12 protein-coding genes are annotated in these 14,023 nt (G+C 67.3%); 7 read left to right on the top strand and 5 right to left on the bottom strand.

The annotated features are described in order from the left end of the window. Positions 1-31: 31 nt before the first annotated feature. A complete protein-coding gene (locus L5G32_RS05205) occupies positions 32-649 on the top strand; it encodes a TetR/AcrR family transcriptional regulator (protein WP_237009965.1) in 618 nt (205 codons plus the stop codon). Between the two features lie 41 nt (positions 650-690). Further along, complete coding sequence (locus L5G32_RS05200) at positions 691-1,686, top strand: sigma-70 family RNA polymerase sigma factor (protein ID WP_237009964.1); 996 nt, start codon at positions 691-693, stop codon at positions 1,684-1,686. Between the two features lie 75 nt (positions 1,687-1,761). Here the strand turns inward: L5G32_RS05200 and L5G32_RS05195 are convergent, their stop codons facing one another. Together L5G32_RS05195 and L5G32_RS05190 are read right to left on the bottom strand one after the other, a co-directional pair. Beyond that, a complete protein-coding gene (locus L5G32_RS05195) occupies positions 1,762-4,527 on the bottom strand; it encodes a bifunctional acetate--CoA ligase family protein/GNAT family N-acetyltransferase (protein WP_237009963.1) in 2,766 nt (921 codons plus the stop codon). Beyond that, complete coding sequence (locus L5G32_RS05190; protein WP_237009962.1) at positions 4,520-5,764, bottom strand: acetoin utilization protein AcuC; 1,245 nt, start codon at positions 5,762-5,764, stop codon at positions 4,520-4,522. The genes L5G32_RS05195 and L5G32_RS05190 overlap by 8 nt, the downstream gene beginning before the upstream one ends. A gap of 118 nt (positions 5,765-5,882) precedes the next feature. On the opposite strand from L5G32_RS05190, the gene L5G32_RS05185 reads away from it, so the two are divergent. Further along, a complete protein-coding gene (locus L5G32_RS05185) occupies positions 5,883-6,566 on the top strand; it encodes an iron-dependent transcriptional repressor DtxR (protein WP_237010237.1) in 684 nt (227 codons plus the stop codon). 22 nt (positions 6,567-6,588) lie between these two features. Here L5G32_RS05185 and L5G32_RS05180 read toward each other — a convergent pair whose 3' ends face one another. Then, positions 6,589-7,689: a DUF4192 domain-containing protein gene (locus L5G32_RS05180; RefSeq protein WP_237009961.1), complete on the bottom strand. Its 1,101-nt coding sequence runs from the start codon at positions 7,687-7,689 to the stop codon at positions 6,589-6,591. Between the two features lie 113 nt (positions 7,690-7,802). Further along, the gene (locus L5G32_RS05175; protein ID WP_237009960.1) at positions 7,803-8,435 is read right to left on the bottom strand and encodes a hypothetical protein; all 633 of its coding nucleotides are present in this window, start codon (positions 8,433-8,435) and stop codon (positions 7,803-7,805) included. Between the two features lie 165 nt (positions 8,436-8,600). Here L5G32_RS05175 and L5G32_RS05170 point away from each other — a divergent pair, with 165 nt between their 5' ends. Further along, positions 8,601-9,563 carry a proteasome assembly chaperone family protein gene (locus tag L5G32_RS05170; protein ID WP_237009959.1) on the top strand — a complete coding sequence of 321 codons (963 nt, stop codon included), beginning with the start codon at positions 8,601-8,603 and terminating at the stop codon, positions 9,561-9,563. 98 nt (positions 9,564-9,661) lie between these two features. Further along, positions 9,662-11,689, top strand: a complete 2,028-nt coding sequence (locus L5G32_RS05165; RefSeq protein WP_237009958.1) for a DEAD/DEAH box helicase — start codon at positions 9,662-9,664, stop codon at positions 11,687-11,689. 22 nt (positions 11,690-11,711) lie between these two features. On the opposite strand, the gene L5G32_RS05160 is transcribed toward L5G32_RS05165, so the two are convergent. Next, positions 11,712-12,656 carry a hydrogen peroxide-inducible genes activator gene (locus tag L5G32_RS05160; protein ID WP_237009957.1) on the bottom strand — a complete coding sequence of 315 codons (945 nt, stop codon included), beginning with the start codon at positions 12,654-12,656 and terminating at the stop codon, positions 11,712-11,714. A gap of 195 nt (positions 12,657-12,851) precedes the next feature. Between L5G32_RS05160 and L5G32_RS05155 the strand changes: the two genes are divergently transcribed. Both L5G32_RS05155 and ahpD read left to right on the top strand, forming a co-directional pair. Further along, complete coding sequence (locus L5G32_RS05155) at positions 12,852-13,433, top strand: peroxiredoxin (protein ID WP_237009956.1); 582 nt, start codon at positions 12,852-12,854, stop codon at positions 13,431-13,433. A gap of 46 nt (positions 13,434-13,479) precedes the next feature. Further along, complete coding sequence (gene ahpD / locus L5G32_RS05150) at positions 13,480-14,007, top strand: alkylhydroperoxidase, AhpD family (RefSeq protein WP_237009955.1); 528 nt, start codon at positions 13,480-13,482, stop codon at positions 14,005-14,007. Positions 14,008-14,023 lie beyond the last annotated feature (16 nt).

Raw genomic sequence — 14,023 nt, 5'->3', positions numbered from 1 at the left:
ATGTTTATAGAGTCATGGTTGGATAGAGTCCGTGGCCGACCTCACCGCACGCCCCGACCGTCGCACTCGGATCGCCGACGCCGCCCTCGACCTCGCCGCCGACGGCGGGAACCGCGCGGTCACCCACAGCGGCGTCGACCGATGTCTCGATCTCCCGAAGGGCTCGACGTCCTACTACTTCCGCACACGCCGTGAACTTCTCGACGCGGCCCTGACGCACCTCACGGCGACGTCGGCCGCGTCGTTCGAGACCACGCGCCGACCCGACGCCTCATCGGCGGCAGACGCCGCCGACGTCGTCGGCAGATACCTGCACACCCTGACCACCGCGCGCACACGCGACGTCCGCGCCAGGTTCGCGCTCGCACCGGACGCCGCACACGACGCCGACCTCGCGACCGCACTGCGCGACAGTCTGTTCTCCCGCCCCGGTGCACGCGCGCTGTTCACATCGCTGGGCTCGCCCGACGCCGAATCGGACGCCGCCGATCTCCTCGTGTTCTGTGAGGGCGTCGCCGCGACACACCTGTTCAGCGGAGTGTCGCAGACCACAGCGGAATTGACCTCGGCAGTGCGGCGACGCTTCGAACTCACATCTCAGAAACTTCTCAGCGACCGCCGGGAACCTTTTGGTCACCGAGGGCGTTAGACCAGGTGAACGCACTCGAACAGCGCACTCCAGGAGGTCGTATGTCTCGCACGACGATTGCACGCCCGTCCGTAGCCCCTGCCGCCCGCACTCGCCCGGCCCTCACCGAACAGGATCTCGACGCACAGTCGCCGTCTGCCGACCTCGTCCGTGTCTACTTGAACGGCATCGGTCGCACCGCCCTCTTGAACGCCGAGCAGGAAGTCGATCTCGCCAAGGCGATCGAGGCCGGTCTGTACGCCAAGCATCTGCTGGCCACCACGAAGCCGACGCCCGCCAAGAAGCGGGACCTGAAGATCATCGCCCGCGAGGGCGAAGCGGCTCGCGCGCACCTCCTCGAGGCGAACCTGCGACTCGTCGTCTCGCTCGCTAAGCGCTACACAGGCCGCGGCATGCCGCTGCTCGACCTCATCCAGGAGGGCAACCTGGGTCTGATCCGCGCGGCCGAGAAGTTCGACTACGCGAAGGGCTTCAAGTTCTCGACGTACGCGACCTGGTGGATCCGCCAGGCGATCAGCCGCGGTATGGCCGACCAGAGCCGGACCATCCGCCTCCCTGTCCACCTCGTCGAGCAGGTCAACAAGCTGGCCCGCATCCGCCGCGAACTGCATCAGCAGTTGGGACGCGAGGCCACCGACGACGAACTCGCCGCCGAGTCGGGCATCCCGGCAGCCAAGATCGCCGACCTGATGGATCACAGCCGCGACCCGGTGAGCCTGGACATGCCGGTCGGCAATGACGAAGAGGCTCCCCTCGGCGACTTCATCGAGGACTCCGAGGCGACCTCGGCCGAGACCGTCGTCATCGCCAACCTGCTGCACTCGGACATCCGCTCGGTGCTCGGCACGCTCGACGAGCGTGAGCAGGCCGTCATCATCATGCGCTACGGCCTCGAAGACGGTCAGCCGCGCACGCTCGACCAGATCGGACGCGCCTTCGGCCTGTCCCGCGAGCGCGTCCGCCAGATCGAGCGCGACGTGATGGGCAAGCTGCGCCAGGGCGACCGTGCCGAGAAGCTGCGCTCCTACGCCAGCTGACTCCTCCGCCAGCTGACCCCTACGCCAGCTGATCCGAACAGTTCCTGATCACTGCCTGCTGACGACTCGAACTCGTCAACTCAACCGTCTGGGCCCGGTGTCCGCGAGAGTGGGCACCGGGCCGACGTGTATCTGCGCGCCGAGGAGCGCGACGCCGTCCACGGACGCCAGCACCGGATCGCAGCGGACCTCACGAACCTCGGGCACCTCGTCGATCAGCGCAGAGATCCGCAGGATCAGGTCGACGAGCCGATCGGTGTCCACCGGGTCGTCCACCGGCCCGCCGGCCAGAAGCATCGCGGACTGTGGTTCGGCGATGAGCTCGCGCGCGTCTGTCTCGGTCAACGGAATCGCCCGGTAGCCGCGATCGCCGAGCGCGTCGAACAGCCTGCCCGACAGCCCGAAGCTGAGCAGCGGCCCGAACGACTCGTTGTCGCTCACTCCGATCGAGGTACCGAGTCCCTTCGGCGCCATCTTCTGCACGTGCAACACCTCGTCGCCGGTCAGTGACTTCAGTTCGGTGAACGCGGTGAGCACCGCCGTCGCGTCGGGGAGGTCGAGTCGAGCGCCCTCCCGGTCGAGCCTGCCGACCCAACTCGACGACGTGGCTTTGACCGCGACCGGGAAACCGAGTTCACGGGCCGCCGCCGACGCCTCCTGCATGGTCCGGACCTCGCGGAACGCGACGACGTCGATGCCGTAATGCTTGAGCAGGTGCGCCGACTCGACCGCAGTCAGATCGCGCGCACCGTCGGCCATCGCCTCTCGGACGAACGACCGGGCGTCTTCGGCGACCGTTCCCTCGATCGTCGGAATCTCGGCGACCGGGCGCGCCCGCCACGCCGCGTACTTCCAGGCGTGTGCGAGCGCCTTCGCCGCCCGTTCGGGAGTCGAGTACGACGGGATGGACCCGCGGACCGGCATCCCGCCGGGCCCGGGCCGCGACAGTCCGTCCGGCACGCCCTCCACCGCGAGGAACGTCGTGACGACGGGTTTGGTCGGCACCGTCCCGCCGTCTGCGGGCCGGACCGCTTCCATCAGGCCGTGCGCGTAGTCGTCGGCGTCCACGGCCACGGGCGGCACGAACACGACCATCACCGCGTCGACGCCGTCGTCGGCCATCGCGACAGCCACGGCCTCGGACAGGTCGGGCTGCGACACGGCCGGGCCGAGGTCTACTGTTGCGACGACGTCGAGGCCCGATGAGCGCGCGGTCGCTGCGGCGAGCGCGGCGATGACTGACGAGTTTCCGATGATCGCGGTCCGGGGGCCTGCGGGCAACGGCTGATAGGCGAGGATGGTTCCGCAGTCGAACAGTTCGGTGATCGTCTCCACCTGGATGACGCCGGCTTGGCCGAGGACCATCTGGGCGATCGCGTCGTCGCGGCCGGCCTCCCTGGTCCGCGATGCTCGGACCGGTGTCATCGCACCACGTCCCGATTTGATGGCGACGATCGGTTTCGACGACGACACCCGGCGCGCGATCCGCCCGAACTTGCGTGGATTTCCGAAACTCTCCAGATACAGCAGTACGACGTCGGTGCTCTCGTCGGTGTCCCAGTACTGGAGCACGTCGTTGCCGGACACATCGGCGCGGTTGCCCGCCGACACGAATGTCGACAAGCCGAGCTGCCGGTGTGCCGCCGTGTCGAGGATCGCAATCCCCAAGGCTCCGGACTGGCAGAAGAAGCCGACCCGACCGGCTCCCGGAACGCGCGGGGCGAGCGTCGCGTTCAGGGCTATGTCGGCGCTGTTGTTCGCGACGCCGAGCGCGTTCGGTCCGACCAGCCGCATGCCGTGCGCTCGAACTCGCTCGGCGAGGCGGCGTTCGCTCTCCCAGCCCTCTTCGCCGCTCTCACCGAACCCGGCCGAGACGACGACAAGAGTGCGGACGCCCTTGGCCAGACAGTCGCTGAGAACGTCGTCCATGCCTGCTGCCGGGACCGCCACGACGGCGAGGTCGACGGGATCGGGGATGTCGCGCACCGTCGGATAGGCGCGGATGCCGCGTACCGACGGCGGAGCCGGGCTCCGATCGCGGACCCTCTTGCGCACCGGTGCCGCGAACGGCGACACCGACGGCGACTCGACGACGGTGGTGTCGTCGCCCACCGGCGCCGGACCGTTCACCGGGAACACCGGCCCGGTGAACCCCGCCGCGATGATGTTCGCGAGCAGCACGTTGCCGACCTTCTTCGGGTCGGTCGACGCACCGATCACCGCGACTGACTGAGGGCTCAGCAGGTTGGCGATGCTGCGTGCTTCCGACGCGCGTTCACGCGCGTTGCGGACCGACGTCAACGCCTCGGACGGGTCGATCAGGAACTCGACGTGGACGGTGCTTCCGTCGAACGCGCGACTCACCTGGTAACCGGCGTCGCGGAACACCGCGACCATGTTCGGGTTCTCGGAGAGGACTTCGGCCTCGAATCTGGTGAAGCCGTTCTCGGCGGCCACGCCCGCCAGGTGCTCGAGGAGGATCGGGCCGAGCCCGCGACCCTGATGGTGGTCGGCGACGACGAACGCGACTTCGGCCGACTCGGGTTTGTCGTCGGCCGCGAGCCCCTCGTACAGGCCCATCGCGATGATCTCGTCGCCGAGCATGGCCAACAGCGCGACCCGGTTCCGATAGTCGACGGTCGTCATCCGCACGACTTCGCGGGGCGGCAGGGTCGGCGTCGGACCGAAGTAGCGCAGGTACCTGGTCCGTTCACTGAGTCCGTTGTGGAACTCGACGAGGGCGTCGGCGTCGGACGGCATGATCGGCCGCAGGTGGACGACGCCTCCGTCGGAGGCCAGGACGTCGGCGACCCAGTCGCGCGGATAGTCGGTGTCAGTCACGGGGGTCCTCCGGGTCGAGTCCGTGTAGGGGGAACACAGCGCGTCGGGTGGCGAGGATCGCTTTGTCGGTCTGGCGTTGAGCGACCTCACTCACCCCCTCGGGTGGCGGGGCTCCGGTGTCGCCGTCCCACGGAACGTAGTCGACGTCGCCCGCGTCGCCCATCGTCGTCTCCGGCGGCCGCGAGTAATCGGGATGCAGATCGACCTGGGCGGCGGTCGCCGCCGTCATCCACTCCTCACCGATTGTCGTCGCCGGGTCGACGTCGCGGTCGAGGGCCGACGCGATCAGGTGCGTCCACGCGCGCGGCACGACGTCGACGATGCCGTATCCGCCGCCGCCGACCGCGAGCCAACGACCGTCGCAGTACTTATCGGCGAGGTCTCGCAGGGTGCGGACCGCGGCGGCCTGACCGTCCACGGTCAAGGCGAGGTCGGTGAGCGGGTCCGCGGCGTGCGAGTCGACCCCGATCTGGGTGACGAGGATCTGTGGTTTGAACGCGTCGATCATCGATGGGACGACGGCGTGGAAGCCACGCAGCCACATCCGGTCGGTGATCCCCGGCAACAGCCCCAGGTTGACCGACGACCCCTCGGCGCCCGATGCCCCCACCTCCGTCGACCACCCCGTGCCCGGCCACAGCGTCGCCGGGTGCTGGTGGAGCGACACCGTCATCACCCGGGGATCGCTGTAGAACTGGTTCTGGACCCCGTCCCCGTGATGCGCGTCGACGTCGACGTACGCGATCCGGTCGTACCCCTGCTCCAACAGCCATTCGATGGCGATCGAGCAGTCGTTGTAGATGCAGAACCCGGCTGCGTGACCGGGCATCGCATGGTGCATGCCGCCGCCGATGTTCACGGCTCGGCGCACGGCTCCGGACGTGATGGCCTGCGCGGCCGCCAGGGTGCCGCCGACGAGCATCGAACCGGCTTCATGCATGGAGGCGAAGACCGGGTTGTCGTCGCTGCCGAGGCCGAACACTCTCTCGAACAGCGCGTTGTTGGACGCGACTGAGCCGGAGCCGACTGCCCGGACCGCGTCGACGTACGCCTGGGTATGCACCGTCGTCAGGACTGCGTCGTCGACCGGCAGCGGCCCGATCGTCTCGACCCCGTCGAGCACACCGAGGCTTCGGGCCAGGGACATGGTGAGCGCCAACCGAATCGGACTCATCGGATGGGTGTACGCCCACTTGTAGTCGAGGAAATGGTCACTCCAGATGATCGCCGCGCTCACCCCCGCAACGCTAGCCGGTGACGGCGACGGCCGTGGACGCAACGCCCGGTGAGGCAGGAATCGCCATGCGACAGGGACTTTGGGTAGCCTGTGAGGCAGCGAAAGGACGATGGCTGCCGTGAATGATCTGGTCGACACCACCGAGATGTATCTACGCACGATCTACGATCTCGAAGAAGAGGGCATCGTGCCGCTGCGCGCACGAATCGCCGAGCGATTGGAGCAGAGCGGACCGACTGTGTCGCAGACCGTCGCACGCATGGAACGCGACGGACTGGTGCGCGTCGCGGGCGACCGTCATCTGGAACTGACCGCCACTGGCAGGAGCCTCGCGGTGTCGGTGATGCGCAAGCACCGCCTCGCCGAGCGTCTCCTGGTGGACGTCATCGGGATGCCGTGGGAGGACGTCCACGACGAGGCCTGCCGCTGGGAGCACGTGATGAGCGAGAACGTCGAGCGTCGGCTGCTCGCCGTCCTCGACAACCCGACGACGTCGCCGTACGGCAACCCGATCCCGGGTCTCGCCGAGCTCGGCGTCACCTCGTGGTCGGATGACGACTCCGCACTGGTGCGTCTGGTGGACCTTCCCGAAGGAGAGACGGCGGTGATCGTGCGTCGGATGTCCGAGCATGCGCAGGCCGACGGGGACCTGATCGCCGACCTCCGGGAGGCAGGCGTGGTTCCGAACGCTCGCGTCACGGCGACCGTCGGGCCGCGCGCGGTCATCATCAGCACACCGGGACATCAAGGACTGACCTTGTCGTCGGAGATGGCGCACGCGATCTTCGTCGTTCCCGCCTGAGCTATTAACCCAGGCTGATCCGTCAGCCCGCCGCACGATGCGTTGCGGGCGGGAAGCTCACGCCGAGCCGGTGCGCGAGATCGAACGCCAACTCTGCGAGTCCGGCCAACTCCTGTGGACGCATGCCGTTCATGAGCGCGGTGTCGAGGAGGTTCGCCAGCCCGTACGACGGGTCTGCCTCATGCGCGACGTCGAAGGCCGTGGCCGCGAAGGCCCCCGACCCCTCCATGTAGTGCAGGTGACCGAGCAGTGTCGCGGCCGCGGCTCGCGGCGTCCCCGACAGCCGACGCGTCAGATCGAGCCACAGACTCTGCGCCGCATCCCGGTGGACCGTCATGCTGAGCCCGATGGCGGCGTCGCGGACATGGACCGAGACGAGGGCTTCGGCCAATCCGTTGAGCTGCGCGCACGTGAACGACGTACTGCCGCAAGCCCGTTCGAGGACTGCTTCATACACTCGCGCGAGACGCGGAGCGTCGGCATCACTCATCGGCCCCCGCAACGCGGCAGGAGTCGTCGCCGAGCACACCGCGTCGGCGCAGTGCTCGACCGGTGTCATCATCGCGGCGATCTCCGATCGTGAGTGCAGGACCACGCGGCCGGTCTCGAACGCCCGGTGCAGCGCGGCAGGCGACGCCTGCGGATCGCTGAGCGTGCCGTCCGACGCGAACTCGTGTCCGAACACCGTCGCCGCTCCCCGCGCCTGCCACACCGTTCGCCAGTACGCGCCCGCGCGCAACTCCCCTACAGCGAACGCCGCCGCCAGTCCGCCGGTGCCTGCGAACTCGCGCGCCATGTCCCGCGAGATCCGGACGTAGCGTTCGTCAGTCGGTTCATCGCGGTCGTCGATCATGACGGCGATGATGCCGCACGCCCCGTACGACCCGGCCAGGCCGCCGAGATGCTCGAACAGGGACCGCATCGACGCCGACGTGCGTCCGCCGCGGGTGAACTGCAGATCGTGCCGCATCGTGGCGATCACCTGTCTGCGATCGTCGAAACACATGAGGACGATCGACTGTTCCGGAACGAACCCCAACAACGCGGGGACGGCGGCGATCAACGGGTCGGGATCGGCGACTGGCTCGGATCCTTCAAGGCGGGCGGTGAGTGTGATCTTCATGGACCGACGATCCCCAGTCCAGCGCCGCGTCGACACCCCTACTCGCCGGTTGTGGAGGCGACAGGTCGTTGTCCACAGATTCACCTGGCGGTTCGCACCGGTCGACCTGTCAGTCAGTCGCCGAACGCTGTGGTGTACGCCGAGTCGAACAGGTTCCGCGTCGCGGCGCGCTCATCGGGGCCCAGGTCGTTGCCCGAGAAACGGTTCTGCACGTACACCCGGAGGTCACCGTGCTGGCCGACGATCTCGTATACGCGGGCGTACGGGACGCCGTCTGCGCTGAGTGTCCGTCCGCTCTCGACGGTGTCGTCGGCCACGGTGCCGACGTCGGTCACGACTCGTGTGCCCACGGTGCCGCCGAGCGCGAAGTCCGAGCATTCACGCAGCCCCGCCACGTAGTCGTCGAAGGTGTCCGGCACCTGGGCCAACATCACCGTGACCGTGCCGCCCGCCTGTCCACCGGGGCCTACCCGGATCTGGGCGCCGGACACGTCCACCTGCGACGGCGTGCATTCGGCAGGCCGGTTCTGCGACCGCAGCGGCGTGAACGTGATGTCGGCGACGGCGTTGGGAACCTGGGCCGCTGGCACCGCGACACCCGGACCGTAGGGAAACGCGGTCGCGCCGACCGTCCGCGGTGCGAGATCGGGGACCCGGGCCGGGGCGCCGTCGACCGAACACGCCGCCACTGACAGTGCGACCGCGGTTACCGCGATCGCACCTTTCACTCCTGTCACAACACGCACAGGTCCACTGTGCCACGTCGCGAATCGCGGCTGCGGGAATGTCCGATGCGGGTGTCGTGTTGTAGCCGAAGACGCCAGTGCGGGACAATGGACTCCTATTCCGATGGAGTTCTGTCCCCACTGTTCGCATACAGCCAGACCGACCCTCATAGAAAGGGGGCACCGATGGACGAGTCGTCGATGGAGCCGAGTTCCCTGTACGACCTCGAGTTCCCCGCTCCCGCTGTCACCGGCGCCGAAGGCGACGGTCCCGTGTTGATCCACGCACTCGAAGGGTATGCAGACGCCGGCCACGCTGTCGCGCTCGCAGCCGCCCACCTGCGTGAAGCGCTCGACTCCGAACTGGTGGCCACGTTCGACACCGACGAGTTGATCGACTACCGCTCCCGGCGGCCGGTGATGTCGTTCACCGGAACCGAGTTCGACGGCATCGACATGCCGCGGCTCGCCATGCACGCGATCCGCGACAACGACGGCGCGCCGTTCCTCCTCCTGGAGGGCCTCGAGCCCGACATGCGGTGGGAGCAGTTCGTGACTGCGGTCCGCGGACTCGCGCAACGCTTCGGCGTCTCGCAGATCGTGGGTCTCAACTCGATCCCGATGGCTGTGCCGCACACCCGACCGGCCTCGGTCACCGCGCACGGCAACGACGAGGACGCGATCGCCGACATGCACAGCTGGGGCAATGCACTCAAGCTCCCGGGCAGCGCGTCGATGCTCCTCGAGTTGCGTCTCGGACAGGCCGGCTACCGCACGGCCGGGCTGTCGGCACACGTGCCGCACTACCTGTCGCAGACCAACTATCCGTCTGCGGCCGCGGCGCTCGTCGAAGGCCTCGTCAAGGTGACCGGACTCGATCTTCCGGTTGCCGCGCTCGAGAATGCCGCGTCCGAGGTTCGCAAGCAGATCGACGGCGAAGTCGAGTCGAACGCCGAGGTCGCGGCAGTGGTCACTGCGTTGGAGAACCAGTACGACGCGTACATGCGGTCCAAGGACGAGCAGAAGTCCCTGTTGGCGCCCGATGAGTCGATGCCGACCGGCGACGAGATCGGCGCCGAGTTCGAGAAGTTCCTCGCCGAGCACGCGGGCGAGTTCGGCGACACCGACGAAGGACGTGATCAGGCCTGAGCGACACGGACGCACCGCCCGCGCCCATCGAGCCGACCGACGACGAAGACCTCGCTTTCGAGCGATTCGTCGACTGGTGGGCTGCACGAGGGATCGACATGTATCCCCACCAGGAGGAGTCGCTCCTGGAGCTCGCCTCGGGGAGCAACGTCATCTTGGCGACGCCAACCGGCTCCGGCAAATCGTTGGTCGCCTCCGGTGCGATCTACTTCGCATGGTGTCGCGGGCGGCGTTCGTATTACACGGCGCCGATCAAAGCACTGGTCAGCGAGAAGTTCTTCGATCTGTGCAACCAGTTCGGCGCGGACAACGTCGGCCTGCTGACCGGCGACGCATCGGTCAACGCCGGCGCACCCATCGTCTGCGCGACCGCCGAGATCGTCGCGAACATCGCACTGCGCGAAGGCTCCGACAACGACATCGGCGTCCTCGTGTCCGACGAGTTCCACTACTACGGCGAATCCGACCGTGGCTGGGCGTGGCAGGTCCCGTTGGTCGAACTGCCGCCCGCCTCGGCATCCGGTGACGGAACCCAGTTCCTGCTGATGTCGGCGACGCTCGGCGACACGTCGTTCTTCGTCGACGACCTCACGAAACGGACCGGTCGTGACACGGTCCCCGTGACTGGAGTCGAGCGTCCCGTCCCTCTCGAGCACCGGTACGCGATGACCCCGATCCACGAGACCATCGAAGACCTGGTCGAGCGTGGCAAGTCTCCGGTGTACGTCGTCCACTTCACGCAGCAGCAGGCTGTCGAGCGCGGCCAGGCGCTGCTGTCCGCGAAGCTCTGCAGCAAGGAGGAGAAGGCGGCGATCGCCGACGCGATCGGCGACTTCTCGTTCAGCACCGGATTCGGCGGCACCCTGAGCAAGCTGCTGCGGTCCGGGATCGGCGTCCACCACGCAGGCATGCTCCCCCGCTACCGTCGCCTCGTCGAACGGCTCGCCCAAGCGGGGTTGCTCAAGGTCGTCGCCGGAACCGACACCCTCGGCGTCGGCATCAACGTGCCGATCCGCACCGTCCTGTTCGCCGGCCTCACCAAGTACGACGGGCAACGCACTCGTCGGCTCCGCGCTCGCGAGTTCCACCAGATCGCCGGTCGGGCGGGTCGCGCCGGATACGACACCGTCGGCTACGTCGTCGCTCAGGCTCCCGACCACGACGTCGAGAACGCTCGGCTGCTCACCAAGGCCGGCGACGATCCGAAGAAGCTGAAGAAGCTCGTGCGCCGCAAACCACCCGAGGGCTTCGTCAGCTGGGGCGAGCAGACGTTCACGACGCTGATCGACGCGCCCGACGAGGAGATGCGATCGCATTTCCGGATGACCACCGCGATGCTCATGGAAGTGCTCGAACGCCCCGGTGACTGCTTCGCCGCGTTGCGGCACCTGCTCGAAGAGAACCACGAGCCGCGGACGCGGCAGCTCCGGCACATCAAGCACACGATCGCCCTCTACCGAGACCTGTGCGAGACGGGGATCGTCACCAGGCTCGACTCCCCCGCTCCGGACGGCAAGCATGTCGAGCTGTCCGTGGACCTGCCGGAGAATTTCGCACTCACCAATCCGTTGTCGGCGTTCGCCGTCGCCGCGTTCGAACTCCTCGACAAGGAGTCGGAGACATACGTGCTCGACGTCGTCTCGATCGTCGAATCGATCCTCGAGGATCCGCGGCAGGTTCTGTTCGCGCAGCGTCGGGCGGCACGCGACGAGGCCGTCGCCGAGATGAAGGCCGACGGGATCGAGTACGAGGAGCGCATGGAGCGGCTCGAAGAGATCTCCTGGCCCCAGCCGCTCGCCGAAGAGATCGGCTTCGCCTACGAGACCTATCGGCGCGGGCACCCGTGGCTGGCCGGCTCGACGCCGTCGCCGAAATCTGTTCTCCGCCATATGCGCGAGCGATCGATGACATTCGCCGAGTTGATCTCACAGTTCGGTCTCGCACGCAGTGAAGGCGTGGTGCTGCGATATCTCACGGACTGCTATCGCGCGTTGTCGAACGGGCTGCCGATGACCGCGGTGACCGACGAGATCGAGGACCTCACCGACGAACTCGGTGACCTGATCCGCGGCGTCGACTCGAGTCTGCTCGACGAATGGGCGGAGCTCACCGGCGCTCAGTCGTGAGACGGAACGCCGTGACCGCGGTTCAGCCCGCCGCGATCGGCACCGTCACGTCCCCGCTCTGCGCGACGACCGACGTGATATCCTGCGCCAGTGTGCGATACGCGTCCGCACGGCCGGACGACTCGCGGTAGACCAGACCGATCCGGCGCCCGGGTCGCGGTCGGGCGAACTCGGCGACGGCGAGTCCGCCCGCAGCTGTCTCCACCCCTACCGAGGTCGCCGGGATCAGTGTCACGCCTAGGCCTCCCTCGACGCATTGAACGGCTGTCGTCAGCGACGCCGCCCGAGTCTGCTGCAGATCCGGGTCCACACCTGCGCGCTGGCACACGTCGAGCGCCTGATCGCGCATGCAGTGACCTTCGTCGAGCAGCAACAGCGGCAGGTCGGCCAGCAGAGCGGGAGACAGCCGCTTACGCCCCGCCAGCGGGTGCCCCTTGGGCAGAGCGAGGACGAAGTCTTCGTCGTACAAAGTGATCTCGCCAATCCCCGGCATGCCAGCGGGCAATGCCATGACAGCTGCGTCGAGCGAACCGTCCCGCAGTTGCCGGAGCAGGCGATCGGTCTGATCCTCGATGACGAGCAGATCCAGTTCCGGCCTGCGCAACGACAATCCGCGAAGCATGCGAGGCAGGACGTACGGCGCGATGGTCGGGATGATCCCGAGCCGCAGTCGCCCTGACAACGGGTCGAGATCGCCAGCCGCGTCGAGGCGGAAGTCGTCCACGGCGTCACACGCGGCGATCGCTGCCGGCAGCAGTCGCGTCCCCTCGGGAGTCAACATGACACGCCGTGTAGTGCGTTCGACGAGTTGGAGCCCGAGGCCGGTCTCCAGCCCGGCGAGGGCCTGTGACAGCGACGGCTGACTGACGCCGAGTTCGGTTGCCGCCGAACCGAAGTGCAGCGTCCTCGCGACCGCGACGAAGGCCCGTAGTCCACCGATCGACGGCTGATAGCTTTGATTGCTCATACCTATCAATATAGTGCCTGTAATCACGTTTACTTTTTAAGGGGTGATGGGCAGAATGGATGTCAGACGGAGAGCGGCCACCGCCGACTCCGCGGAGAACGAGTTCCGCCCAGATCTGTCGTCCCCGACTGCTCGCGCCGGACCGTTCTCACCGAGCATTCATCGGATTCCACTCAACAAACAAGGAGTACGTTCATGGCACTGCTGACCATCGGCGACCAGTTCCCGGCCTACAACCTGACCTCTGTCATCGGCGGCGATCTCTCGAAGGTGGACGCCCAGCAGCCTGAGGACTACTTCACGACCGTCACCTCCGACGACTACGCGGGCAAGTGGCGCGTGGTGTTCTTCTGGCCCAAGGACTTCACGTTCGTGTGCCCGACCGAGATCGCTGCGTTCGGCAAGCTGAACGACGAGTTCGCCGACCGTGACGCTCAGGTCCTCGGCGCATCCGTCGACAACGAGTTCGTCCACTTCCAGTGGCGCGCACAGCACGAGGAGCTCAAGACCCTCCCCTTCCCGATGATGTCGGACCTCAAGCGTGAGCTGGTCGAGGCCGCAGGCGTGCTCAACGCCGACGGTGTCGCCGATCGTGCGACCTTCATCGTCGACCCCAACAACGAGGTCCAGTTCGTCTCGGTGACCGCGGGCTCGGTCGGCCGCAACGTCGACGAGGTCCTGCGAGTCCTCGACGCACTGCAGTCCGACGAGCTGTGCGCATGCAACTGGCGCAAGGGCGACCCGACCATCAACGCCGCAGAGCTGATGTCGGCCTGATCTCAGGCGTCGTCTTCGACCATTCGACCGTAGAAGGAACATTCACGTGAGCATCGACAATCTGAAGGCCGCTCTTCCCGAGTACGCCAAGGATCTCAAGCTGAACCTCGGTTCGATCAGCCGCACCACCGTGCTGAACGAGCAGCAGCTGTGGGGTTCGCTGCTGGCCACCGCCGCGGCGACTCGCAACGCGACGGTCCTCAAGGAGATCGCGGACGAGGCCGCCGACAACCTGTCGGCCGAGGCGTACAACGCCGCCCTCGGCGCCGCATCGATCATGGGCATGAACAACGTCTTCTACCGCGGTCGAGGCTTCCTCGACGGCAAGTACGACGATCTGCGTCCGGGTCTCCGGATGAACATCATCGGCAACCCGGGCGTCGAGAAGGCCGACTTCGAACTGTGGTCGTTGGCCGTCTCGGCCATCAACGGCTGCCATCACTGCGTCGGCGCGCACGAGAACGTCGTGCGCGAGGCCGGACTCGACCGTGAGGCCGTCTTCGAGGCGCTCAAGGTCGCGTCGATCGTCGCGGGCGTCGGCCAGGCCGTCGCCGCCGCGGAGGCCCTCGGCTGACACGTTCTGACATCTG

Source organism: Gordonia zhenghanii, from assembly GCF_021738965.1.
Classification (GTDB): Bacteria; Actinomycetota; Actinomycetes; order Mycobacteriales; family Mycobacteriaceae; genus Gordonia; species Gordonia zhenghanii.
This window is presented reverse-complemented; position numbering and strand designations above follow the sequence as displayed.